The 21,485-nt window shown below is 67.7% G+C and carries 25 protein-coding genes and 1 pseudogene; 21 read left to right on the forward strand and 5 right to left on the reverse strand.

The features are described 5' to 3' along the window. The first annotated feature begins 55 nt into the window (after positions 1-55). From HPO96_RS05105 to HPO96_RS05145, 8 genes and pseudogenes are all read left to right on the forward strand, one after another. A complete protein-coding gene (locus tag HPO96_RS05105; protein ID WP_171671394.1) occupies positions 56-709 on the forward strand; it encodes a GntR family transcriptional regulator in 654 nt (217 codons plus the stop codon). Between the two features lie 206 nt (positions 710-915). After that, positions 916-2,061: pseudogene (locus tag HPO96_RS37960) on the forward strand (ABC transporter substrate-binding protein). Next, the gene (locus tag HPO96_RS05120) at positions 2,051-2,947 is read left to right on the forward strand and encodes a carbohydrate ABC transporter permease (protein WP_171671399.1); all 897 of its coding nucleotides are present in this window, start codon (positions 2,051-2,053) and stop codon (positions 2,945-2,947) included. The pseudogene HPO96_RS37960 and the gene HPO96_RS05120 overlap by 11 nt, the downstream one beginning before the upstream one ends. Further along, a complete protein-coding gene (locus tag HPO96_RS05125) occupies positions 2,944-3,762 on the forward strand; it encodes a carbohydrate ABC transporter permease (protein ID WP_171671400.1) in 819 nt (272 codons plus the stop codon). Before HPO96_RS05120 ends, HPO96_RS05125 begins: the two co-directional genes overlap by 4 nt. Then, a complete protein-coding gene (locus tag HPO96_RS05130; RefSeq protein WP_171671402.1) occupies positions 3,759-5,681 on the forward strand; it encodes a DUF8034 domain-containing protein in 1,923 nt (640 codons plus the stop codon). Before HPO96_RS05125 ends, HPO96_RS05130 begins: the two co-directional genes overlap by 4 nt. Further along, positions 5,678-6,463: an RraA family protein gene (locus tag HPO96_RS05135; RefSeq protein WP_171671403.1), complete on the forward strand. Its 786-nt coding sequence runs from the start codon at positions 5,678-5,680 to the stop codon at positions 6,461-6,463. The genes HPO96_RS05130 and HPO96_RS05135 overlap by 4 nt, the downstream gene beginning before the upstream one ends. Positions 6,464-6,560: 97 nt before the next feature. Beyond that, positions 6,561-7,448, forward strand: a complete 888-nt coding sequence (locus tag HPO96_RS05140; RefSeq protein WP_202885498.1) for an MBL fold metallo-hydrolase — start codon at positions 6,561-6,563, stop codon at positions 7,446-7,448. A gap of 33 nt (positions 7,449-7,481) precedes the next feature. Next, positions 7,482-8,204: an alpha/beta fold hydrolase gene (locus HPO96_RS05145; protein ID WP_171671405.1), complete on the forward strand. Its 723-nt coding sequence runs from the start codon at positions 7,482-7,484 to the stop codon at positions 8,202-8,204. A gap of 54 nt (positions 8,205-8,258) precedes the next feature. Here the strand turns inward: HPO96_RS05145 and HPO96_RS05150 are convergent, their stop codons facing one another. Further along, on the reverse strand, positions 8,259-8,543 hold the full coding sequence (locus HPO96_RS05150; RefSeq protein ID WP_171671407.1) for a hypothetical protein: 285 nt from the start codon (positions 8,541-8,543) through the stop codon (positions 8,259-8,261). A gap of 204 nt (positions 8,544-8,747) precedes the next feature. Here HPO96_RS05150 and HPO96_RS05155 point away from each other — a divergent pair, with 204 nt between their 5' ends. The 3 genes from HPO96_RS05155 (at position 8,748) to HPO96_RS05165 (ending at position 11,189) form a co-directional block, all read left to right on the forward strand. Next, positions 8,748-9,476 carry a DUF427 domain-containing protein gene (locus tag HPO96_RS05155; protein WP_171671409.1) on the forward strand — a complete coding sequence of 243 codons (729 nt, stop codon included), beginning with the start codon at positions 8,748-8,750 and terminating at the stop codon, positions 9,474-9,476. A 67-nt stretch (positions 9,477-9,543) separates the two neighbouring features. Next, complete coding sequence (locus tag HPO96_RS05160; protein WP_171671410.1) at positions 9,544-10,425, forward strand: sigma-70 family RNA polymerase sigma factor; 882 nt, start codon at positions 9,544-9,546, stop codon at positions 10,423-10,425. After that, on the forward strand, positions 10,416-11,189 hold the full coding sequence (locus HPO96_RS05165) for an SDR family oxidoreductase (protein WP_171671412.1): 774 nt from the start codon (positions 10,416-10,418) through the stop codon (positions 11,187-11,189). Before HPO96_RS05160 ends, HPO96_RS05165 begins: the two co-directional genes overlap by 10 nt. A gap of 49 nt (positions 11,190-11,238) precedes the next feature. On the opposite strand, the gene HPO96_RS05170 is transcribed toward HPO96_RS05165, so the two are convergent. Continuing rightward, positions 11,239-11,652: a hypothetical protein gene (locus HPO96_RS05170; RefSeq protein WP_171671413.1), complete on the reverse strand. Its 414-nt coding sequence runs from the start codon at positions 11,650-11,652 to the stop codon at positions 11,239-11,241. A 235-nt stretch (positions 11,653-11,887) separates the two neighbouring features. Between HPO96_RS05170 and HPO96_RS05175 the strand changes: the two genes are divergently transcribed. Next, positions 11,888-12,265: a hypothetical protein gene (locus tag HPO96_RS05175; RefSeq protein ID WP_171671415.1), complete on the forward strand. Its 378-nt coding sequence runs from the start codon at positions 11,888-11,890 to the stop codon at positions 12,263-12,265. Between the two features lie 5 nt (positions 12,266-12,270). Here the strand turns inward: HPO96_RS05175 and HPO96_RS05180 are convergent, their stop codons facing one another. Continuing rightward, positions 12,271-12,513 carry a cytochrome P450 gene (locus HPO96_RS05180; RefSeq protein ID WP_171671421.1) on the reverse strand — a complete coding sequence of 81 codons (243 nt, stop codon included), beginning with the start codon at positions 12,511-12,513 and terminating at the stop codon, positions 12,271-12,273. A 101-nt stretch (positions 12,514-12,614) separates the two neighbouring features. Beyond that, positions 12,615-13,328 carry a hypothetical protein gene (locus HPO96_RS05185; RefSeq protein WP_171671423.1) on the reverse strand — a complete coding sequence of 238 codons (714 nt, stop codon included), beginning with the start codon at positions 13,326-13,328 and terminating at the stop codon, positions 12,615-12,617. A gap of 82 nt (positions 13,329-13,410) precedes the next feature. Between HPO96_RS05185 and HPO96_RS05190 the strand changes: the two genes are divergently transcribed. After that, complete coding sequence (locus tag HPO96_RS05190) at positions 13,411-13,917, forward strand: DUF6841 family protein (RefSeq protein ID WP_171671425.1); 507 nt, start codon at positions 13,411-13,413, stop codon at positions 13,915-13,917. Positions 13,918-13,920: 3 nt separating this feature from the next. Here HPO96_RS05190 and HPO96_RS05195 read toward each other — a convergent pair whose 3' ends face one another. Next, complete coding sequence (locus HPO96_RS05195; protein ID WP_171671426.1) at positions 13,921-14,703, reverse strand: GNAT family N-acetyltransferase; 783 nt, start codon at positions 14,701-14,703, stop codon at positions 13,921-13,923. A 90-nt stretch (positions 14,704-14,793) separates the two neighbouring features. Between HPO96_RS05195 and HPO96_RS05200 the strand changes: the two genes are divergently transcribed. The 8 genes from HPO96_RS05200 (at position 14,794) to HPO96_RS05235 (ending at position 21,476) form a co-directional block, all read left to right on the forward strand. Further along, positions 14,794-15,582, forward strand: a complete 789-nt coding sequence (locus HPO96_RS05200) for a maleylpyruvate isomerase family mycothiol-dependent enzyme (protein WP_171671428.1) — start codon at positions 14,794-14,796, stop codon at positions 15,580-15,582. Positions 15,583-15,668: 86 nt separating this feature from the next. After that, positions 15,669-16,724, forward strand: a complete 1,056-nt coding sequence (locus HPO96_RS05205; RefSeq protein WP_171671430.1) for an Ldh family oxidoreductase — start codon at positions 15,669-15,671, stop codon at positions 16,722-16,724. Next, positions 16,721-17,449 (forward strand): SDR family NAD(P)-dependent oxidoreductase, encoded by a 729-nt coding sequence (locus tag HPO96_RS05210; protein WP_171671431.1) that lies wholly within the window; start codon positions 16,721-16,723, stop codon positions 17,447-17,449. Before HPO96_RS05205 ends, HPO96_RS05210 begins: the two co-directional genes overlap by 4 nt. A 5-nt stretch (positions 17,450-17,454) precedes the next feature. After that, positions 17,455-19,044 carry an FAD-dependent monooxygenase gene (locus tag HPO96_RS05215; RefSeq protein WP_171671433.1) on the forward strand — a complete coding sequence of 530 codons (1,590 nt, stop codon included), beginning with the start codon at positions 17,455-17,457 and terminating at the stop codon, positions 19,042-19,044. Further along, complete coding sequence (locus HPO96_RS05220) at positions 19,041-19,511, forward strand: cupin domain-containing protein (protein WP_171671434.1); 471 nt, start codon at positions 19,041-19,043, stop codon at positions 19,509-19,511. The genes HPO96_RS05215 and HPO96_RS05220 overlap by 4 nt, the downstream gene beginning before the upstream one ends. After that, complete coding sequence (locus HPO96_RS05225) at positions 19,508-20,185, forward strand: hypothetical protein (protein ID WP_171671436.1); 678 nt, start codon at positions 19,508-19,510, stop codon at positions 20,183-20,185. Before HPO96_RS05220 ends, HPO96_RS05225 begins: the two co-directional genes overlap by 4 nt. Beyond that, positions 20,182-20,592, forward strand: a complete 411-nt coding sequence (locus tag HPO96_RS05230; RefSeq protein ID WP_171671437.1) for a RidA family protein — start codon at positions 20,182-20,184, stop codon at positions 20,590-20,592. Before HPO96_RS05225 ends, HPO96_RS05230 begins: the two co-directional genes overlap by 4 nt. Continuing rightward, positions 20,589-21,476 (forward strand): fumarylacetoacetate hydrolase family protein, encoded by an 888-nt coding sequence (locus HPO96_RS05235; protein WP_337796510.1) that lies wholly within the window; start codon positions 20,589-20,591, stop codon positions 21,474-21,476. The genes HPO96_RS05230 and HPO96_RS05235 overlap by 4 nt, the downstream gene beginning before the upstream one ends. The last annotated feature ends 9 nt before the right edge of the window (positions 21,477-21,485 follow it).

Below are 21,485 nucleotides of genomic sequence, written 5' to 3' on the forward strand. Positions count from 1 at the left end.
ATGGCCGGCCTGGTCGATAATCGTTGATCGGTAGCGACGAACGAGGGGTAACACGGTGGCTTTCGAGGACGCATCGGTCACGCAGGAACTGCTGTCGGACAAGGTGTACGGACTGGTCCGCAAGGGCATCCTGGACGGCAGTCAGGCACCGGGCAGCCGGCTCGTCGAGTCGGAGATCGCCCGGACACTCGGCGTCAGCCAGGCGCCGGTGCGGGACGCGATCAAACGGCTGGCCCACGAAGGCATGGTGATCTCGCTCCCCCGCCGCGGCAACTACGTCACCGAACTCTCGCCCGAGGAGTTCACGATCGGCCGCGAGCTGCGCGCCGCAGTCGAGCAGATCGGCGCCGAGACGGTGACCCGGCTGTCCGGAGTCGACAGCTCCCGGTTGCGCATGGTCGCCGAGCAGATGGTGGTCGCGGCGGCCGCCGATGACCGTGCCGAGCTGCGCCTGCTGGACATGCAGTTCCACCGGACGGCGATCGAGCTGGCCGACAGCCCGCTGCTCGTCCGGGTGTGGTCGATCATGGAGCCGAGCCTGATCAGCCAGCACGTGATCGGCGATCCGGCCTTCTCCGGAGACTGGGACGCAGTCGCGCGCGACCACGTCCGGCTGGTCGATCTGCTGGACGCCGGCGACGCCGCGGTGGCCGGTCAGGCCTTCTTCGTGCACGCCGTCGGGCAGGGCGAGTTCCCCGCCAGGTCCTGACGGGCCTTGGTTGACGGGGGACGATTTCCCGACTTACCGTGATCGCCAATCGATAGTCGATTAACGTTCGGAGGAGGATCGTGACCGCCACCCGACGGCGCTATCGCGTCATCACGGCTACCGGCCTGGCCCTGACCGCACTGCTCACGGCCTCGGCCTGCGGTGGCCAGAGCCAGGACGAGGCCGACGGTAAGAAGACAGTGCGGATGCTGGTGAATGTGACACCGGCCCTTCCGGTCAGCTTCTACGAGGACCTGGTGGCCCCGTTCGAGCAGGCCCATCCCGGCATCACCGTCAAGATCGAGGCGCCGACCGCGGCCACCGGCAACGTCCAGGAGACGCTGACCCAGCAACTGGCCGCCGGCACCGAGCCCGACCTTCTGGGCGGCCAGACGACGGCCGCCGAGGCCAAGGTGATGGCCACCTTCCCGGACGAGCCGTGGGTGCGCGAGACCCCGTTCGCCAAGGAGCTGCAGATCGACGGCCGGCAGTGGACGGTCGGCGCGTCGTTCCAGGCCCAGAGCCTGGTCTTCTACAACAAGGACGCTTTCGCCAAGGCCGGCATCACCACTCCCCCGAAGACGGTCGACGAGTTCACCGCCGTCCTGAAGAAGATCAAGCAAGCCGGTGGCTACACCCCGCTGGAGACCGCGGGCGAGTGGGTGACCGCGGCGCAGTTCCAGCAGCTCGCCAACGCGGCCGTCATGCAGAACGACGCGAACTGGTATGCCAAACGCAACAAGGGCGAGGTCAGTTTCGCGGCCAGCGACTACAAGAAGTACGCCGAGATCTACAAGTCGTGGATCGACGACGGGCTCGTGTCCAAGAACGCGAACGGCGTCAAGTAGAACGACTCACTGGTCGACTTCACCTCCGGCAAGGCCGCGACGTACGTGATGGGCAATTGGGCGGTGCCCACCATCGACCAGGCCAAGCCGAAGTTCGGGGTCGGCGTCTTCGCGGCGCCGTCGTTCGACGGCAAGCCGGTGCCACAGGTCGGCGGCGCGGGCGACCTCTACAGCGTGCTGAACTCGTCGAAGCACAAGGCGGAAGCCTTCGAGCTGGTCAAGTACCTGGTCAGCGACAAGACCGCCGTCCAGAAGCAGCTCGTTGCAGAGGGCAACTTCCGGACCGGGTTCAGCTACCAGGCGTCGCCGTTGACCCAGGAGATCCAGAAGATCGTCGATGCCGCTCCGGGTGCGGTGGTGGCCGGTGACGGCTTCGGCGACAACACGGCTCCGAACGGCTGGTCGGCCGAGCTCACCAAGATCCTGCAGAAGCTGTACCTCGGCGACTCCGCCGAGCAGGCGATCGCGGCGATGGACAAGTGGTGGACCGGGAATGCCGGCTGACCGTCCGTCGAGACGCCTCGGAGCGGGGGCGGGCGACGTCGCGATGCTCGCCCCCGCCCTGGCCCTGGTGCTCGTCTTCATCCTGGTCCCGATCGGGATCGCGGGCTACCTCAGCCTGACCGACTGGGACGGCTTCACGCCGCGCCCGGGGTTCGTCGGGTGGGAGAACTACCGGCGGATCTTCGACGACGAGCCGCTCGTGCAGGCGGCCGTCGTCACGCTGGTCATCGCTGTCGTCGGGACCCTGTTCGCCAACGCGCTCGGTCTCGGGATGGCGCTGCTCGTCGACGGCCCCGGGCGGTTCAAGTCCCTCGCGCGGGGCGCCCTCTTCTATCCGTACATCATCGGCGCGGTGATCATCGGCTTCCTCTGGTCGGCGATCCTCGGCAGCAACGGCGCGGTGAACTCCGTACTGAAGGCACTCGGCGGCGCCGGCATCCCCTTCCTGGCCGAACCGTCCTGGGCTCTGGTCAGCCTGGTCCTGGTGATCATCTGGGCGAACTTCGGCGTGACGATGGTCCTCTACCTGGCCGGGTTGCAGACGCTGCCCGGCGAATTGATGGAGGCCGCACTGATCGACGGCGCGAGCACCTGGCAGACCTTCTGGCGGGTGAAGTTCGCGCTGCTCGCACCGGTCGTCACGATCAATCTCGTCCTGACGATGATCTCGCTGCTCCGCACCTACGAGCTCGTCCTCGCGCTGACTGCGGGTGGTCCGGCCGGCACCACACAGACCATCACCTATTACATCCTGACCATCTCCTTCGCGAACGGGAAGCTCGGGTACGGCGCCGCCCAGGCCGTCCTGCTGATGATCGTCATCCTGGTGGTCACCGTTGCCCTGACGGCGATGCGCCGCCGGGCCGAGAGGGACGTCGCCGCATGAGAGTCATCCGGACCAGCATCCTCACCGTTGCGGGCGCCGTCATGCTCGCGCCGCTCTATCTGCTGGTCGTGAACAGCTTCAAGTCGCAACAGGACATCATGGAGCGACCCTTCAGCTTCCTGGTCCACCTCTCCCCCAGCTATCTCTGGGACGCGCTGACCGCGCCGACGTACAACGTGGTCCGCGGCTACCTGGTGACCGCCGGGTTCGTGATCGGGGTCGGATTGCTGTGCCTCCTGGTCACGATCCCGGCCGCGTACGTCGTTGCCCGTGGCATGCGCCGGGCGCACCGCGTGGCGCTGATGATCATGCTCGCCGGGCTGTTCATCCCGAGTCAGGTGCTCGTCATCCCGGTCGTTTACGTGCTCAGGTCGATCGGGCTGATGGGGACCGTACCTGGCTTCCTGCTGTTCGAGACGACGCTGACCATCCCGGTGTCGGTGTTCCTGTTCACCGGGTTCATCCAGACGATCCCGCGTCAGCTGGACGAGGCCGCCCGGATCGACGGCGCGAGCCGGTTCCGCATCCTGGTCCAGGTGATCGTGCCGCTGATGCGGCCCGCGATCGCGACCGTCGTCGTACTGAACGCGGTCAGCGTCTGGGCCGACTTCGTCAACCCGCAGATCATCCTCGGCCCGGCGTCGGGGATCTACACCGTCACCACCGGCGTGTACGCCGCAATCGGCCAGTTCAGCACGAACTTCGCCGCGGTCTACCCGAACCTGCTGCTCGCGATCGCGCCGGTCTTCGTGTTCTTCGTCTTCATGCAGCGGCACATCATCAGCGGACTCACCTCGGGGGCACTCAAAGGATGATCAGGATCACGGCCAGTACGCCGGTCGTCCAGCCACCCGAGTGGGCCGTTCTGCAGCGTCACCTGATGGCCACGATCGAAGCCGCGTGGCGCGAGTTCGAGGCCAAGTACACCGGACTTGACGGCCGGCTGCGCTACCACGGGCAGCTGTTCGGTCGCGACGGCGTCGACGACTTCTACGAGCCGTTCTTCAACTGGCCGACGTTCTACCTGCTGGGTGGTTCGGACGAGATTCTGGCCGCGGCGAAGCGGCATTGGGAAGGTGTGACCAGGCAGCTCACGGAGCGTGGCTTCCTGGTCGACGAGTACGAACGCGGCTACGACTGGTTCCACCAGGGCGAGTCGATGGTGTTCTTCTACGCCTTGTGCGCCGCCGACCCGGCCGACCCGGTCTTCCGGGAGCGGGCGCTGCGGTTCGCCAGGCTCTACCTTCCGGGATCACCCAACTACGATCCCGAACACCGGATCGTCGTCGCCCCGCACAACGGCTCGGGAGGGCCGCGGCCGGGGGTCGGCGAGGAGTGGCAGAGCTACTCCGCAGCGCAACTCGGTATGAAGCCGTACGGGCTCCCACTCGACGATCTCGACGGCATCCGGACCTGGGACGACCTCGCCGGACCGGGAAACGCCGAGCGGATGGGGCAGGCGATGCAGGAGCGGATGGGCGTCGGCGACACCGCCGTCAACCTCGCCGCCACCTCGCTCGCCGCCAACGCCTGGCTCTACGACAACGCGGACGAGTTCCGGGATTGGATCATCGAGTACGTCGACGCGTGGCGGAAACGCGCCGACGACAACAACGGCCTGATCCCGGACAACGTCGGTCCTGATGGCGGTGTCGGCGAGCTGCATTCGGGCAACTGGTACGGCGGCCACTACGGATGGGCGTGGCCGCACGGATTGCACTCGGTCGGATCGGCGGCGCTGGTTGCTGCCAGCAATGACTTTCTCGTCCGCGGGGACGAGTCCGCGTGGAACCTGGCCCGGGTCCCGCTCGACACCGTGCTCGCACACGCCCGGCGGCAGCACTTCGATCCCGAGGCGTCGACGCTCGGCCACTGGTGGAAGGGGCATCTCGGCGAGGACATCCAGCACGAGGTCGAACTGGTGCCGTACCGGCACTCGGCCAAGGGCTGGTTCGACTGGCATCCGGCACCGATCCATTTCCTGTTCTGGCTGTGGTGGAACACCGGCAGCGCCGGTGACCGGGTCCGGCTCGAGCAAACTCTCGCCCGGTCCGGGTACCACTGGCGCCGGGTTCGTCAGTTCCGCGACAAGGAGGAGGCCGGGCACGAGGCCGCGTGGTACGCGTGGTTGCGCGGGGAGTATCCCGACCACCCTCGGCAGAGCCTGCTGATGGCACTCGGGCAGGTTGCGCAACGGCTCGCGCTGATCCGGCAGGACGACACGCTCGGGCAGGGCGACGACATCCACTGGTGGCAGCAGGTCAACCCGGTGGCGACCGAGATCCTCTCGCAACAGATTCTCGGTGCGCCCACGACGCTCTACAACGGCGGTCTGCCGGTCGCACGGCTGCGGTGGTGGGACCATGAGCGCCGGCGGCCCGGTCTTCCGGAAGTTGTCGCGGTTCTGGTGCGGCACCTGTCCGAGGAGGAAATCGGCTGCACGCTGGTCAACCTCGATCCGGTCCGCACCCGGTGGGTCGTCGTCCAGGCGGGCGGATGGGGTGAGGACCGCATCGACCAGGTCAGCTACGACACGTTGGCCGACGGGTGGCCAGGGCCGGTGCACGGCCGATCCGACATCACCGAACCGGCTCGCGAGCAGCGACAAGGCCCCGTCGGCGCGAACAACCTCGTGATCGAACTCCCTCCGCTCACCCAGGTCTCACCGACATTCCGCCTGACCCGGCGGGCATATCCGGCCCGCCACCAGACCTATCCGGAAGGCCCCAGATGACACCGCCCCACGACCGCCCCGTCGTCACGCTCCCCGTTCGCGGGCCCGACTTCCAGCGCGCACCCCGCCAACTCGTCGACGGCGTGGGGAGCGTGTCCGCCGCGACCTCGGCGGCCCTCCTGCACAAGCTCGGCATCCGGCGTACCTGGATCAACGGACCCGAGCCACTTGTCGCGAATCAGCAGGCCGTCGCCGGGTCCGCGCTGACCCTGCAGTTCATGCCGCAGCGCGAGGACATCGCCAGCGGCGCCGAGCAGGAGACCATCGAGCGCACGACCGCGCTCTGGGCGGTTCTCGAGTCGGTCCAGCCGGGCGACGTCCTCGTCATCCAGGCGTACGGCAGCGCTTACACCGGTTGTCTCGGCGACATGCTCGTGCGCTACTTCAAGAAGCGTGGCGGCGCCGGCATCGTCGTCGACGGCCGCATCCGCGACGCGCGGCGGGTCCGGCAGCTCGGCGTACCGATCTGGTGCACGGGCACGACTCCCAACTACGCCTCGCAATCCGAGCTCTTCCCGTGGGCGTACGACGTCCCGGTCGCTGTCGGCGGCGCTCTCTGCCTGCCGGGCGACATCATCGTCGCGGATGACGACGGCGCCGTCGTCGTCCCGGTCGGTCAGGCTGATGCGCTGGTGCGTGAAGCGCGCAGTCACGAGGACTGGGAGCGCTTCAGCCGCGCCCGCCTCGACGAAGGCGCCCGGCTGTCCGACTACTACCCCCTCGGCGACAACAGCCGCGCCGAGTTCGAGGAGTGGTCCCGGTCCCAGGAGTGCAACTCCTAGGGTCGACATCCAATCCGGCACTGACAGTAGATCTCCTGTCACGAATCGCGATCACATCTTGTCTTCAGTGCAGAATCCCTTCCTAAGGAGACGAATCTTGAGCTGGGACAACAACGAACTGGTTCCGTCGCGGTACGCGCTGAAAGTCGGCGACATCGACGTGATGGTGATCAGCGACGGCGTACTACCGATCACCGCCACGACGATGGCGACCAACGTCGCGGCGCCGGACCTGGCGGCGTGGCTCAAGGACGAGTTCCTGCCGCCGGAAATTCTCGACTGGCCGCTCAACGTTGCTGTGGTCCGCAGCGGCGACCGAACCGTCCTCATCGACTCGGGGCTGGGGACGGAGTTTCCGGGGTTTCCACGGGCCGGCCAATTGGCGCTCCGGCTGGAGGCTGCGGGAATCGCGCCGAAGTCCGTCACCGACGTCGTACTGACGCACCTGCACATGGATCACATCGGCGGGTTGCTGGTCGACGGACTCCGCGGGCGGCTGCACGCCGACGTACAGGTTCATCTGGCGTCGGCCGAGGCCGAGTTCTGGCAGGCACCTGACTTCTCCAAAACGGTCATGCCGGCGCCGATCCCGGAGGTACTGCAGACGACCGCGACGCGGTTCCTCGACCTGTACAGCGACCAGTTGCGGCCGTTCGAGACCGAGCACGAGGTCGCGCCGGGCGTGCTGATTCGCCGTACCGGCGGTCACACGCCTGGGCACAGCATCGTCCGCGTCGAGTCCGGCGGCGAACGGCTCACCTTCGCCGGCGACGCCGTCTTCCAGCCCGGGTTCGAGTACCCCAACTGGTACAACGGCTTCGAGCACGACCCCGAAGAGTCGGCTCGGGTCCGGATCCGCCTGCTGCAAGAGCTCGCTGCCAGCGGCGAACAACTCGTCGCGACGCATCTCCCCTTCCCATCGGTCTGCCACGTCGCGGTCGCCGGCAACGCATTCCGCTTCGTCCCGACCGTCTGGGACTACTGAGCCTCTCGGTCAACTTTCACGAAAGGATCTCTCGTGCCCGCAGTTCTGATCCACGGCGTCCCCGACACTCACCGGTTGTGGGACGGCGTACGGCGGCACCTGTCCCGCCGGGACGTCGAAGCGTGGGACCTGCCCGGCTTCGGCGCCCCGCGCGCCGAGGGCTTCAATTCGACGAAGGACGAGTACGTCGACTGGCTGATCGAGCGGCTGGAGTCGGTCGGTGAGCCGGTCGACCTGGTGGGCCATGACTGGGGATGCATTCTGACCGCACGCGTTGCGTCCCTGCGACCCGACCTCGTGAAGACGTGGTCCGGAGGGAACGGACCGATCAACGGCGCCTACCGCTGGCACGCCCTCGCGGAGATCTGGCAGGACCTGGACAAGGGCCGGCAGTTCATGGCCGATGCGACCCCGGCCGCACTCGGCGACCTGGTCGCCGGGTTCGACGTACCGGCAGAACTGGCCAGTGAGACGGCCGGTCGCGTGGACGAGGTGATGAAGGACAGCATCCTCAAGCTGTACCAGTCGGCGGTCACTGTGGGCGCGGAGTGGGAGCCGGGCCTGGCGAACGTGCAAGCACCGAGTCTGGTCTTCTGGGGAGCGCTCGATCCGGCCTGCCAGATCGAGTTCGGTCACCGCCTCGGCAAATCGCTGCGGGCCGTCGACGTCGTCGAGCTCGACTGCAACCACTGGACGGTGCTCCAGAAACCGGCTGCGGTCGCGTCTCTGCTCGAGGCGCACTGGAGCACTTACTGATGGACCGGTCGGCCGGGTTCAGAGATGTCGAACCCGACCGACCGCTCAGGTGGATCAGGGGTACCTGCCGACGACGGTCGACGGGGTGATCTCCGGAGCGCCGTCCATCAGGCCCGCCTGCTGGAACTCCTTGAAGGCGCTCAGCGACTGCAGCAGCTCGGTGTTGCCCGAGGAGATGTGCAGAAACTGCCCATCAGGTAGCTCGAAGGCGTGGTAGGTCAGTCCTTCCGGCTGCTCAGCGGCCAGCTGCGCGAACAGCGCCTCGACCTTGGCCCGGTTCGCCTCCGCTGCCCCCGGCTTCGTTCCGTACCGCACGACGTTGACTCTTTCGCTTCCCACGACGACTCCTGAACTGGTGGGCATCCGGCGACTCCGGCTGCCGTCGCAGAGAAGACAACAGCGGGGGTCTCCTTCGTGACGGCCTCAGGGCGACCGGGAGTGCGACTCCTACCGATCCGGCCGTCAACGAGCGTTTGAATGGCCGAGTAAGCAGGGAGTGAGACTCCTGGTCAGTCCGCCCCGGCACGAGGTGGACTGACGGGCATGAACGACTTCCCTCCGATGATCGTGCCGGTGGATCACACCGCACCGGTCCCCCGCCGGATCCGGGCAATGCTCGGGAACCGATGCGTCCTGGACACCACCGACGCCGTCTACCTCTGGGAGTGGCCGGGCTACCCGGCGTACTACATCCCGATCGAGGACGTCGTCGACGGGCTGCTGCACGACACCGGTGAAGTCGAGCGGCAGTCTCGCGGTCCGGCCCGGATCCACCGAGCCGGCCACGGCCTGGCCCGCCGGTACGACCAGGGCCTCGTCGCTGGGCGAGTCACCTTCGACTGGGCCGCGATGGACGCCTGGTTCGAAGAGGACGACCAGGTGTGGGTCCATCCGCGGAGCCCGTATCACCGGGTCGACCCCATGCGGTCGTCGCGACACGTCAAGGTGGAGCTCAACGACATCGTCCTGGCCGAGTCCTCCTCGACGGTGACGGTGTTCGAAACCGGACTGCCCACCCGCTACTACTTCCCACGGCACGCCGTGAACTTCGAGGACCTCACCCCGAGCCCGACGCGGACGCAATGCCCGTACAAGGGCCGCACCAGCGAGTACTGGTCGTCGGGCGACCAGGCCGACATCGCCTGGTCGTACGACTTCCCCACGGTCGCGCTGCGTCCGGTGACGGGGCTGGTCGCGTTCCTCAACGAGCAGGTCGACCTGACCGTCGACGGTGTCCGCCTGGACCGGGTGGTCACGCACTTCTCGCGCTGACCTGCTTGTCACGTTCCGGTGGGCTGCCCTGTCTTTCTGATGACCGCACAAACCTGGAAAGGTCAAGATGGAGCAGATTGCGCTGGACGAGGCCGCGGAGATCTTCACCCAGGCTCGGCGGCGTCTGTTCGGTATCGCCTACCGCATGCTGGGCACCGTCAGCGACGCCGAAGATCTCCTGCAGGAAGTCTGGCTGCGCTGGCAAGCCGCCGACCGTACGACGGTCCACAACCCGATCGCGTACCTGTCGACGACCACCTCGAGGCTCGCGATCAACGCCACCAAGACCGCCTACGCACGGCACGAGACCTACGCCGGGCCGTGGCTGCCCGAACCGGTGGACACCTCGGCGGATCCACAACTGGGCGCCGAACGTGGCGCCGCGCTGGAGCTCGCCGTACTGATGTTGATGGAGAAGCTTCCACCGCACGAGCGAGCGGCGTACGTCTTGCGTGAGGCCTTCGACTATCCGTATCGGGAGATCGCCGAGATCATCCGGACCACCGAGGCCACCGCTCGCCAGTGGGTCACCCGTGCGCGCAAGCATCTGGCGGAGGACCGGCGAGCCCCGGTGGCACCGTCCGAGCGGCAACGCCTGCTGAACGGCTTCCTGGCCGCCGCCCAGGCCGGCGACATCGCCGGTCTGGAGGAACTGCTCGCCGACGAGGTCGTCAGCTACTCCGACAGCGGCGGCACCAGCAGCAACGCGGCCCGAGTGCCGCTGTACGGCGCCGCGACCGTCGCGGCCGCGGTCGTCGGCTTCGCCTCCAAGGTCTGGCGCGATGTCAGCGCCGAGCCTGTCACCGTCAACGGGCAGTACGCGCTTCGCCTCCGCCAGCAGGGCGCCGTCTTCGCGGTTCTCAGTATCGATGCCTCGGACGACGGCATCACCCAAGTCCTCTGGCAGGTCAATCCTGCCAAGATCGAAGGAGCAGGATCATGGACCTGAACATCGCCGGCCGGACCGCGGTGGTGTGCGCGTCGACCTCCGGCCTGGGCGAGGGCGTCGCCCGCGCCCTCGCCGCGGAAGGCGCGAACGTCGTGGTGACCGGACGCCGCGAGCAACTGGCCAAGTCGATCGCCGCCGAGTTGCCCTCGGCAATCGGTGTCGGCGTGGACATGATGAGCGAGGGCGGGCCCGAGCGCATCGTCCAGGCCGCCCTCGACGCCTTCGGCTCGGTCGACATCCTCGTACTCAACGGCCCCGGACCCAAGCCGGCGGTTGCGCTGGACGTCACCTCCGAAGACATCAGTACGGCGGTCGCGTCGGTGATCCGTCCGCAGCAACGGATGGTGTCGCTGGTGCTGGACGGGATGCGCGACCGCGGCTGGGGCCGGATCCTGTCGATGTCGGCGACCAACGTCGTGGAGCCGCTCCCGGCCCTGGCGTTGTCGAACATCGGCCGCCCAGCCCTCGCCGGATACCTCAAGACGCTCGCGACACAGGTCGCGCCGTCCGGGGTGACTGTGAATCTCCTGCTGGCCGGCGGCTTCCGTACCGCTCGCCGCGACGCCGTCGAGGCCACCAAAGCTGCCCGGACCGGGCGCCCCGCGGCCGAGATTCAGGCCGAGGAGGCGGCCGAAGTGCCGATGCGTCGCTTCGGAGCCGTCCACGAGTTCGCCGCCGTAGCCGCCTTCCTCTGCAGCGACCTCGCCTCCTACACCACCGGTACGGCGTTCCGCTGCGACGGCGGCCTCGTCCACAGCCTATGAGCCGTCTTCGACGAGCTCACGTAACGCCTTCTCTGTGATGCTTCCGGGCTCAGCGGTCGGCCGGTACCCGCCGACTGCTCAGGACCAGCACGATCAGTGGCAGAAGAACAGTCAGCCCGAGGGTGATCGCGAGGCCGATCGAACCACCGGTGGAGAGGTGCTCCAGATGCGTCAGGTGAAAGATCGTATGCGGTACAGCGAACACCAGATAGGCCGCCATACTCATCCGCACCATTGACGACGACATCGTCGCGAGCGTGTAGAACAGCACCACCGCGAACCCCAGGTTCATCAAACCGTAGTCACGCATCAGATGCTCGTTGTACGGCGGCAGGAGCGCAGTCCATCCCGTATTGAGAAACGGCAACGGACCGTCCTCGTAGAACGACACCGGCAGGAACGAAGCCCACACACCGACCATGGCCGTCTGAACCGCCAGCAACGCAATCAACACGCGCCCCATCACTGTCGCTCCTCATTCGTCCAGTCGTGACGTTCCCGAGGGAACGCGGTACACCTCGCCTGCATCATCCGACCAGGCCGCGGACCTTGCGTAGGAGTCACACACCTGTCCTGAGCACTCCGGACCCACCGCGGACCTCGCTGCGGTACGCGTGGGAGTTCGACACCTACCCGGCGCTACGGAGCGCCCGGAACAGTTGCCGGGCAAGACGAGGTCTCGAGCACCGGGAGGGATCATGAGAGGTATCACCAGGCGGATGGTCGTCGCGGCGGCGTCCGCTGCAGTCGCCGTGACGCTCGCCGTGCAGCCGGCGTTCGCGGCGGTTGTGCAGATCGATCGCTTCGGCGCCACGGTCCAGCTGGACACCGCACCGGGGAACGGCGCACCGAGCTGGGTCTGGGTCTACGGCGCGGGCGACAACTGGGCGATCTCCACCCGGGCGCAGTACATGTACGTCGGCAGCAAAACGATTCATACCTTGCAGGTCGGCCGGAGAAAGTCCGCGTCGGTGAGCACTCCAGAAGAGGTCCGGGCGATCAGGGCCTGCGTCCTGGTGAAGTATCCGCGGCACAAAGAGTTCTGGAGCTGTAGCGAATGGCTGGCCAGCAGCTGAGTACGTCACCAGGTGACGGGTGGCGTGTCGACTCCCTGGATCATCGTCGCGTCCCGCAGTTCCAGCTCTGCGACCGGCACCGCGAGTTCCGGCTCGGCGAACGCCGCCGAGTCCCGGCAGACGATCGAGTTCGCGATGATCACACCGTCGCCAGCCTTGATCGTCATACCGGCGATCTCGATGTCCTGCGTGGCGATCCGCGCCGGCAAAGCGTCCAGCACGAACAGGTACCGCAGCAGTTCGTCCACCGCACCAGGCGCCACCGCCGAGTCGGCACGAAACCGGGCCAGCTGGCCGGTCCTTCAACCGGCTTTGCAACCTGCCGAACCCAGCTCTGCAGGCTGTCGTCCTAGCACTGACCTGCCGACATGAGCAGAGCCAGCCCAAAGCATCTCGCGTCCGACAGGCCCGCCGCGGTGTAGATGACGATCAACTCGGTCTCGTCCCACGGAACGCAGGAACTCGTAGTCCAGCTCAACTTCATGGTGCGGCGTAGTGTTACGAACCTTCGTTGGCGACGCTGATCTCGCCGACCATCACTCAAGCATTCCAAGCGCTCTCGGGGATCGACAGCTAACAAGCAGGCAGTCGGGACTGCGGGCCGTGCGACTGAAGGGAGTCCAGGCGAACCGGAGTGGCAGCTGTCAAACAATGCGGACACTACGCGCGCTGATCTTGGATGCACTGCCATCAGGACCTCCCACATCACGCCTCGGGAGGAATCAGCCCGACTGACGGCGATCGCCGCCGCGACCGATCCCGCACCGAGCAGGTTGTGCGCGTCGCCGTGGCCCGCGCCGTACGTCGGGCACACCTCGTCACTCAGGTTGGTGATCGCCGCGGCATTCGCGTCGATCCAGCCGATCGCCACCGCTTTCGCGTCGGTCGAGCGGGCGAGATTCACGGGCGCCCGGTACTCCGACGGCGAGACGCCGATCTGCTCGTCGTGGCCGAGACTCGCCCCGAGTACGGCGTCCGCCTGCGACATCGCCAGCGGACCGGCCGCAGCCGTCAGGCCGAAGGCTTTGAGCAGGCGCCGCCGGCCCACGTGGTAGTTGGTCATCGTCGATTCCTCACCAAGTGATTAAGACACGTGCTTTAATCTCTGTCTACCGTAGCCCGCCCAACCGAGATGAGGACGAGAGATGGTTCTGGCCCACGTACCCGAGGATCTACAGGCGGCCGCCGAAGAGATCGAACAGTGGTTCAACGAGGACTACCTACCGACCTGGGTGGCCGCGGTCGCCAACAACGCAGACCCCTCGTTCATCACCCAGTACTGGGGCACCCCGCTGTGGCTGAGCGACTCGAGCGGCCCGATGCGCCTGATCGCACAGGAGGCGGAACTCATCGGCTGGATGCAAGCCAGCATCAACCGCCTCCACGCGGCCGGCTACGCCGACACCGCCGTCATCGACCGCCGCGCGTTCACCTTCAACCAGAACAGCGGGGCGATCGACGCCATTTGGTCGCGCCGGCGCGCCGACGGAAGCGAGATCGAGCGGCTGGCCGTTCACTTCACGATCGGACGGCGTACCGACGGCCTGCGCGTGATCGCAGTCCTCGCGTACACGACGAACACCAATCGACTCAATGACATCTGGCCTGTTCAGACCCAGGGCGCCAACTGTGACGCGCTTCCGTACATCTGAACCTCAGGCGCGCCACGTCCAGTTCTGGCGTTCGTAGCGGATCTTGAAGCCGGCCCGAAGGAGATTGTTCAGCGAGATACTGCGCGTCCCTTCGGCCGGCACCGCCGTCTCGACACTCAGCAGCGTCGCACCCGCCGCGGCAGCCTTCCTGATCCGGGCCGCCAGGAGCGCCGACTGCGCCCCTCGCCGCTGAAACTCGGGCAGCGTGGACGCGCCGGCGATCTCCGCCACATCACCCCTGACCATCAGCCCGGCCGCGGCCACCATCCGGTCGCCGTCGAAGGCACCGAACATCGACCAGCCCGGGAGTCCAGCAGCGCCCTGCACCGCGGGCGCGACCTGCTCCTGCGGCATCCCGAAGCCCTGGACCAGCACAGCCGCCCATTCCTCCGCATCGTGCACATCGACCTCCGCCACCCGCAGGCTGGTCTCCGGCATCACCACCTGGCCGGTCGACCTGGACAGCTTCACCCAACTGGACTCCGCGACGAGGCCTTCCGCGGCGCAGATCTCCTCCCAGTCCACCGGCAGCACCGACGGCGCGAGCTGCAGCATCGCGAACTTGTTGCCGTTCTCGCGATAGAAGTCGAGGATCGACGTCACCAGCTTCGCCGTCACCGGCTCCTCGAAGCCCAGCCCGAGCGCCTTGCTCCAGTACTCCGTCACGTCGTCCCGAACCGCGAGGGCGACGCCGCCGCCGATCCGGGCCGACGCCATTCCGTACCGCTCCGCCACCTCCGGCGACGCATGCACCTCGTAGTCCCACACCAACTCGGCCTCCGGCAACTCGGCGAGCGTATTGAAATTTCATCATGCCCGAAATAGGCTGGGGTGAAATTTCAACTACATGGGCAATGTCGTTCCAGGAGGTAGGACATGACTGACGTCGATGCTGTGATCGCGGCGCTTCGCACCGGACACGACCGCTTGGCCGAGCTGGTGAAGACCTTCGGCGAAGCGGAGCTGGCCGCGCAGTCGGCCGCGAGCGAGTGGGACATCGCGCAGGTGCTCAGCCATCTGGGGAGCGGCGCGGAAATCATGGGCAACGCGTTCCAACTCGCTCTCGAGGGGCAACCTCCCGGCGACAAGGCCTACAACAAGAGCGTGTGGAAGCGGTGGAACGGGTTGTCGCGCCGGGAACAGGCGGACAACTTCCTGGACTGGAACGAGAAGTTCGTCGTTCTGTTCGAGTCGCTCGACAGCGACCAGCGGCGGAACCTGCGTGTTCAGCTGAGCTTCCTGCCGGAGCCGACCGACGTGGCGACGTACGTCCAGATGCGCCTCAACGAGCTCACCTTCCACTCGTGGGACGTCCGCAGCCCTGCCGACCCCACCCTCCCCCTCGACTCCGAGGCCGTCCCGCACCTCCTCCGGACCCCGGTCGACCCGAGCTGGATCACCAAGCCGGCCTCACTCAACGGACGCACCGCGGTCGTCGGCATCACCACAACTGAGCCCGCGACCGAGTTCACGCTCCGCCTCGGCGACCCCGTCAGCATCGAATGGGCCCCGGCGGCGAACGCCGACGCAACCCTTACCCTGCCCGCCGAAGCCTGGCTCCGCCTGTCCGCCGGCCGCCTCGACCCAGCCCACACCCCGGACTCCGTCAAGATCTACGGCGCCGTCTCCCTCGACACCATCCGCGGCGTCTTCGCCGGCTTCTGAGGTCGCGAACGGGACGAGGGCGGCGTTCTGCGGATAGTGGTGGGCGGCGGTGGGCTTTAGCTTCCTCTGGAGACGGAGGAGGGGTAGTGGCTGATCATCGTAGAGTCGACAGTGGGTGGCTGACCGAGCTTGTCGCGGAGGTGTTCGAGGCCGCGGGGGTTGGTCGGGGCGCGGCGTTGCGGCTGGCTGAAGGGCTGGTCGAGGCTGATGCTCGGGGGACGTCGTCGCACGGGACGCTGTTGGTGCCGATGTACGTCGAACGCCTTCGTCGTGGGTCGATCAGCACCGCCGAGGGCGCTGAGCTTGTGGTCGACCTCGGCGCCGTTGCGGTTCTGGACGCCGACCATTGCCTCGGGCAACTGAGTGCCGATCAGGCGATGTCGCTCGCGGTGGCCAAGGCACAGCAGTTCGGCGTTGGTGTGGTCAGCGTCCGGCGGGCTGCGCACTTCGGGGGTGCCTATCGGTACGTCCAGCAGGCGGCCGCCGCCGGGTGTATCGGGATCGCCGCCGCGAACACCCGCCCGCTGATGCCCGCTCCTGGTGGCGCGGCAGCGGTGGTGGGGAACAATCCGCTGGCGATCGGCGTCCCGGCTGCTTCGGGCGAGCCGGTTGTTCTGGATATGGCGTTGTCGGCGACATCGCTCGGGCGGATTCGGCTGGCAGAGCAGGAGGGCCAGGCGATTCCGCCGACCTGGGCGACTGACCGCGACGGGCGTCCGACGACCAGTGCGGCCGAGGCGGTGGCTGGGTTGTTGCAGCCGGCCGCTGGTCATAAGGGGTTCGGGCTGGCATTGATGGTTGACGTGCTGACCGGCATCCTGTCCGGCGGTGGATTCGGCGCCGCGGTCAAGGGCTTGTACGCCGACCTGAGCGTTCCCAACGACTGCGCACACTTCTTTCTCGCCCTCGACGTACGCGCGTTCGGAGCGCCGGAGCAGTTCGCCGAGCGGCTCGCCGAGCTGTCTCGCCAAGTGCTCGACTCCCCCACCGCGCCCGGCACCGAACGGACGCTGCTTCCCGGGCAACTCGAAGCCGAGCGAGCCGCCGTCTCGGCGACGCAGGGCATCGAGCTACCCGCAGCTGTCTACGACGCACTGCTCGACACGGCGCAAGCGCTCGGCGTGATCCGGGAGGCATCGTGAAGTCCACCTTCGACGCGACCGGTGAGGTCGCGGTCATCACCGGCGGCGCCAACGGCATCGGCGCCGCTCTCGCCCGCGCGTACGCCGCAGCCGGCGGCACAGCCGTGGTCCTGGACGTCGTGCGTTCGGCCGAGCTCGACGGGATCGACCGCGTCGAGCAGCACCAGGTCGACGTCTCCGACCGGGACGCCGTCCACACCGTGATTGCGGACGTCGTCGCGACCCACGGCCGGATCGACGCGCTGGTCGCGGGCGCCGCCGTCCAGCCGCGCGCCACGGTCGTCGACCTGGCGCAGGCGGACTGGCGGCATGCGATCGGCGTCAACCTCGACGGCGTCCTGTGGTGTTGCCAAGCCGTCCTCCCGCACCTGATCGAACGCCGCTCCGGCGCGATCCTCGTATTCGCGTCCGGGCTCGCGCACGCCGGCCGCGCGGAGGCATCGGCCTACGCCGCCAGCAAGGGCGCGCTGATCCCGTTCGCGAAGTCGCTGGCCGCCGAGGTCGCGCAGTACCGCATCCGGGTCAACACCGTCTTCCCCGGCGTGATCGACACCCCGCAGTTCCAGGCGGCCAATCCACCCGGCGGCGAGCGCGAGCACTGGGCCGCGACCATCGGGATCGGCGTCCCCGAGGACGTCGTCGGCCCGCTCCTGTTCCTGCTGTCCGATGCGGCCACGATGACCGGTTCGACGCTGACCCGCGATCGCGCCTTCGCGAAGGAGTAGAGGTCATGGACGACGCAGAACTCCCGATCGCCGTTGTCGGCGCTGGTCCGATCGGTCTGGTCACGGCCCTCGGCCTGGCCCACTACGGCGTACCGGTGGTGCTGTTCGAAGAGGACGACCAACTGTCGCTCGACACGAAGGCCGGCACCATCCTCACCCGCACGCTCGAAGTCCTGCACCGGTACGGCGCCATCGACGACGTACTCCGCGCCGCGCTCCGCATCGACGAGATCGGCGAGCTCGACCGAGCCACGAACACGTCCACGCTCAGTGTCCGCACCGGCGATCTGACCGAGGACACCCAGTTCCCCTTCGTGGTGAACATCCCGCAGCACGAGCTCGAACCGGTCCTGCGCGGGGCCCTCGACCGCAAGGCGCCCGGCGTCCTACGGATGGGCCACCGGCTCACCGGCTTCACCCAGGCCGACGACCACGTCGAGCTCTCCTTCGGCGAGCGCACCGTCAAGGCGCGCTACCTGCTCGCCTGCGACGGCGGCCGGTCCCAGGTCCGCGAAACGCTGGGCATTTCGGTCGAGGGGCACACCCTCGAAGAGCGCTACATGCTCGTCGACCTCAAGGTCGACCTGGACGTCGACAACCCGCGCGACTACCCGTACCTGGCCTACTTCGGCGATCCGGAAGAGTGGATGATCCTCGTCCGCCAGCCGCACTGCTGGCGCTTCCTCTACCCGCTGCCGGCCGGACGCCCCGAGCCGGACGCCGAGGAGCTGGCTGCGAAGGCCCAGCGGTTCATCGGCACGGTCAGCGGCCTGCAGATCCTCGGCACGAACGTCTACACCGTGCACCACCGGATCGCCAAGCGCTGGAACGACGGCCGCGTCTTCCTGATGGGCGACGCCGCCCACCTGATCACTCCGATGTGGGCGCTCGGCCTCAACACCGGGGTGCTGGATGCGTCGAACCTCCCCTGGCGACTGGCCTGGGTCCACCGCGGCTGGGCGGATCCGGCCCTGCTCGACGGCTACGAACTCGAACAAGCACCGGTCGCCGTCCAAGGCTCAGGTCAGATGGCCGAGGCCGCCCGCGCCGCCATGGACCGCCGCGAGAGCGGCGTCGCAGCGATGACGACCGGTGACTGGGGCAACGCGTTCACCCGCGCGCTGCTCGGCGTCCGGCTGGACGTCGACGGGACGGGCAACTGGTCGATGATCCAGACCGGCGACCGTCCCACTCCGGTGACGGCCGGCGACCGCGCCCCGGACCTGCCGCTGTTCGGCCCCCAAGGCCGCGTCCAGCTGCACGACCTCACCGCCGACGCCTTCGTCGCGCTGTACTTCTCCGACGTACGCCGCCGCCCGGCGATCCCCGCGCAGGACTCACCGGCACTGCGCCGGTACGTCGTCAGTCGCTGGGACGCACCCCACGACTCCGGGCTCCGGGACCGAGCACTCTTCGATCCGGGTGAGCGGGTCCTGCGGCGGTTCGGCGTACCGCCCGACACGCTCGTCCTCCTCCGGCCCGACGCCCATATCGCGGCGATCGTCCCCTACGACCCGCGCTCGACCGCGGACCCGGCGGCCGAGCTGTACCGATCGATCACCGGACTACCACTTCCCACCCTGGAGCAGCGATGAAGAACCTGTCCGAACCGGCCGCCTACAGCGGCGTCGCACCCGACCGTTCGCGGGCGGAAACCGTGACCGGCCCGGACGGCGCCACCCTTTTCCGCTTCCAGGAGATCCTGCTGCACACCCAGGATCTGGACTGGGTCGACAAGACCCTCGAAGGCCTGTCCCACAAGCCCTTGTGGCGCAACGACGACACCGGCGCGTCGATCTCCCTCGTCCGCTTCCAGCAGGGCTCGGGCATCCCGTCGCGCCACTCGCACGCCTCGAACCAGTTCATGTTCTGCCTCGCCGGGCGCTACATCTACACCGCCACCGGCCTCACCCTCGTCAAGGGCTCGTTCTACTGGAACCCGAAGGGCAGCCTGCACGGCCCGACGTACGCCGTCGAGGAGTCGATCCTGCTCGAGGTGTACGACGGCCCGCACTACCCGACGCAGCCCGACTGGTACACCTCGACCGAGGACGCCCGATGAAGGGCGACGTGGTCCACACCGCGACCGGCGAGCCCGTGGTGCTCGTGGACATCGGCATCACGCGCCTCTACGAGGATCGACAGGTCCGGATCTGGGACGTCTCGCTCGAGCCGGGCGAGTGCCACCCCTGGCATTTGCACCACAACCCGTACGTCGTCCTCAGCATCAACGGCTCCGACGGCCGGATGGACTGGCTCGACGGCACCGAGCCCCGATTCATCTCCGAGTACCGCGGCGGCGCTGTCTACCGGCCCGTCTCCCCCGTGCATCGGCTGACGAACATCGGCTCGGCGTTCTACCGCAACCGGCTGATCGAGCTGAAGGATCTCGGTGAGAACGCCGGCGGCCCGATCGACATCGGCCCAGGTGATCGCAGCGTCCAGGGCCAACCGCCCGGCGACGTCTTGCCCGACGGCCGGGTCCCGGTCCTGCTCCACAACGACGTGGCGATCTGGACCCTCACCCTCGCCGCAGGCGAAACCCGCGAACTCGACGCCACCCATCAGCCGCACGTGATCGCCTCGCTGGAGATCGACCCGGACGACGAGACCGGCGGCGTCCACGTCCCCGATGCCAAGCCCTACGTCCTGATCAATCTCACCGACGAGGAACGGACCTGGTTCGTCGTCGAGCTCAGGTACGACGGCGCCGAACAGAACAGGAGCACCTCATGACCGTCCAGACAATCGTCAGCCCCGACCTCGCCGACACCCTCGGCCACTTCTCGCATGCCTCGGCCGTCGAGGTCCCGGCGACCGCGCGGCTGGTCTTCATCTCCGGGATGACCGCACGGAACGCCGAAGGCGGTATCACCGGGATCGGCGACATCACCGCGCAGACCCACCAGGTCTGCCAGAACCTGAAAGCGGCAGTCGAAGCAGCCGGCGGCACGCTCGCCGATATCGCCCGGGTCGACGTCTACGTCCGCGACATGGCCGATTTCGAGGCTATCCACGCCGTCCGCCGCCAGTACTTCACCGAGCACGCGCCCGCCTCGACGATGGTCGAGATCTCCCGGTTCGTCCGGCTCGACTATCTGATCGAGATCAACGCGATCGCGGCGATCGGCACGTCGTCGTGAAGCTGGCCGCGGTCGCGGTCGGCGACGACTGGGCGATCGGCGCCGTCGAACCGGCCGGCGACTCGATCCGGGTCGCCCCGGCCGAGTACGGCACCGTGGACGATGTCGTCCGCGGACTGATCGGCGTCCCGCTGGTCCGGGAGTGGCTCCGGGACGTCGAACCCCAGCCGCTCAGCTCGGTCGCACTCGGCGCGCCCTTGCAACGATTCAACCGCGACATCCTCTGCACCGGCTGGAACTACGTCGACCACTTCTACGAGTCCGCTGGTAAGCGCGAAGGGCAGGATCCGGACGCCCTGCCCGCGCATCCGACGTTCTTCACCAAAGGTCCGGACACCGTCATCGGCCCGTACGACCCGATCGCGTACGACGCCGAACTGTCCCGGCAATGGGACTACGAAGCCGAACTGGCGATCGTCATCGGCCGCGACGGGCGGTCGATCCCGGCCGAACGCGCGCACCAGCACGTCTTCGGCTATCTGGTCGCCAACGACGTCTCGCAGCGCGACCTGCAGCGAGCGCACGGCGGCCAATGGCTCAAGGGCAAGAGCATCGACGCGACCATGCCGCTCGGCCCGTGGATCACCACCGCGGACGAGATCCCGGATCCGGCAGGTTTGCGGATCACCTGCGAGGTCAACGGCGTCGTCCTCCAGGCCGCCACCGTCGGCCAGATGGCCTTCGACATCCCGCGCCTGATCGAGGAACTCAGCCGCGGTATGACGCTGCGAGCGGGCGACGTCCTCCTGACCGGAACCCCGAGCGGAATCGGCAACGCCCGTGAGCCGCAGGTCTTCCTCTCCGATGGTGACCAGGTGGTCACCCGGGTCAGCAAACTCGGCAGCCTGCGAAATCAGGTCTCGCGGACCCGTCTGACCAGCTGAGACACGCCG

This window comes from Kribbella sandramycini, from assembly GCF_013131805.1.
GTDB lineage: Bacteria > Actinomycetota > Actinomycetes > Propionibacteriales > Kribbellaceae > Kribbella > Kribbella sandramycini.

Excerpts from the sequence above, each read along its gene's own strand:
- HPO96_RS05225 (WP_171671436.1), top strand. The coding sequence starts at position 19,508 with ATGAAGGGCGACGTGGTCCACACCGCGACCGGCGAGCCCGTGGTGCTC.
- HPO96_RS05165 (WP_171671412.1), top strand. The coding sequence starts at position 10,416 with ATGGACCTGAACATCGCCGGCCGGACCGCGGTGGTGTGCGCGTCGACC.
- HPO96_RS05220 (WP_171671434.1), top strand. The coding sequence starts at position 19,041 with ATGAAGAACCTGTCCGAACCGGCCGCCTACAGCGGCGTCGCACCCGAC.
- HPO96_RS05120 (WP_171671399.1), top strand. The coding sequence starts at position 2,051 with ATGCCGGCTGACCGTCCGTCGAGACGCCTCGGAGCGGGGGCGGGCGAC.
- HPO96_RS05190 (WP_171671425.1), top strand. The coding sequence starts at position 13,411 with ATGGTTCTGGCCCACGTACCCGAGGATCTACAGGCGGCCGCCGAAGAG.
- HPO96_RS05155 (WP_171671409.1), top strand. The coding sequence starts at position 8,748 with ATGAACGACTTCCCTCCGATGATCGTGCCGGTGGATCACACCGCACCG.
- HPO96_RS05200 (WP_171671428.1), top strand. The coding sequence starts at position 14,794 with ATGACTGACGTCGATGCTGTGATCGCGGCGCTTCGCACCGGACACGAC.
- HPO96_RS05135 (WP_171671403.1), top strand. The coding sequence starts at position 5,678 with ATGACACCGCCCCACGACCGCCCCGTCGTCACGCTCCCCGTTCGCGGG.
- HPO96_RS05125 (WP_171671400.1), top strand. The coding sequence starts at position 2,944 with ATGAGAGTCATCCGGACCAGCATCCTCACCGTTGCGGGCGCCGTCATG.
- HPO96_RS05185 (WP_171671423.1), bottom strand. The coding sequence starts at position 13,328 with ATGACCAACTACCACGTGGGCCGGCGGCGCCTGCTCAAAGCCTTCGGC.
- HPO96_RS05160 (WP_171671410.1), top strand. The coding sequence starts at position 9,544 with ATGGAGCAGATTGCGCTGGACGAGGCCGCGGAGATCTTCACCCAGGCT.
- HPO96_RS05215 (WP_171671433.1), top strand. The coding sequence starts at position 17,455 with ATGGACGACGCAGAACTCCCGATCGCCGTTGTCGGCGCTGGTCCGATC.
- HPO96_RS05170 (WP_171671413.1), bottom strand. The coding sequence starts at position 11,652 with ATGGGGCGCGTGTTGATTGCGTTGCTGGCGGTTCAGACGGCCATGGTC.
- HPO96_RS05230 (WP_171671437.1), top strand. The coding sequence starts at position 20,182 with ATGACCGTCCAGACAATCGTCAGCCCCGACCTCGCCGACACCCTCGGC.
- HPO96_RS05175 (WP_171671415.1), top strand. The coding sequence starts at position 11,888 with ATGAGAGGTATCACCAGGCGGATGGTCGTCGCGGCGGCGTCCGCTGCA.
- HPO96_RS05130 (WP_171671402.1), top strand. The coding sequence starts at position 3,759 with ATGATCAGGATCACGGCCAGTACGCCGGTCGTCCAGCCACCCGAGTGG.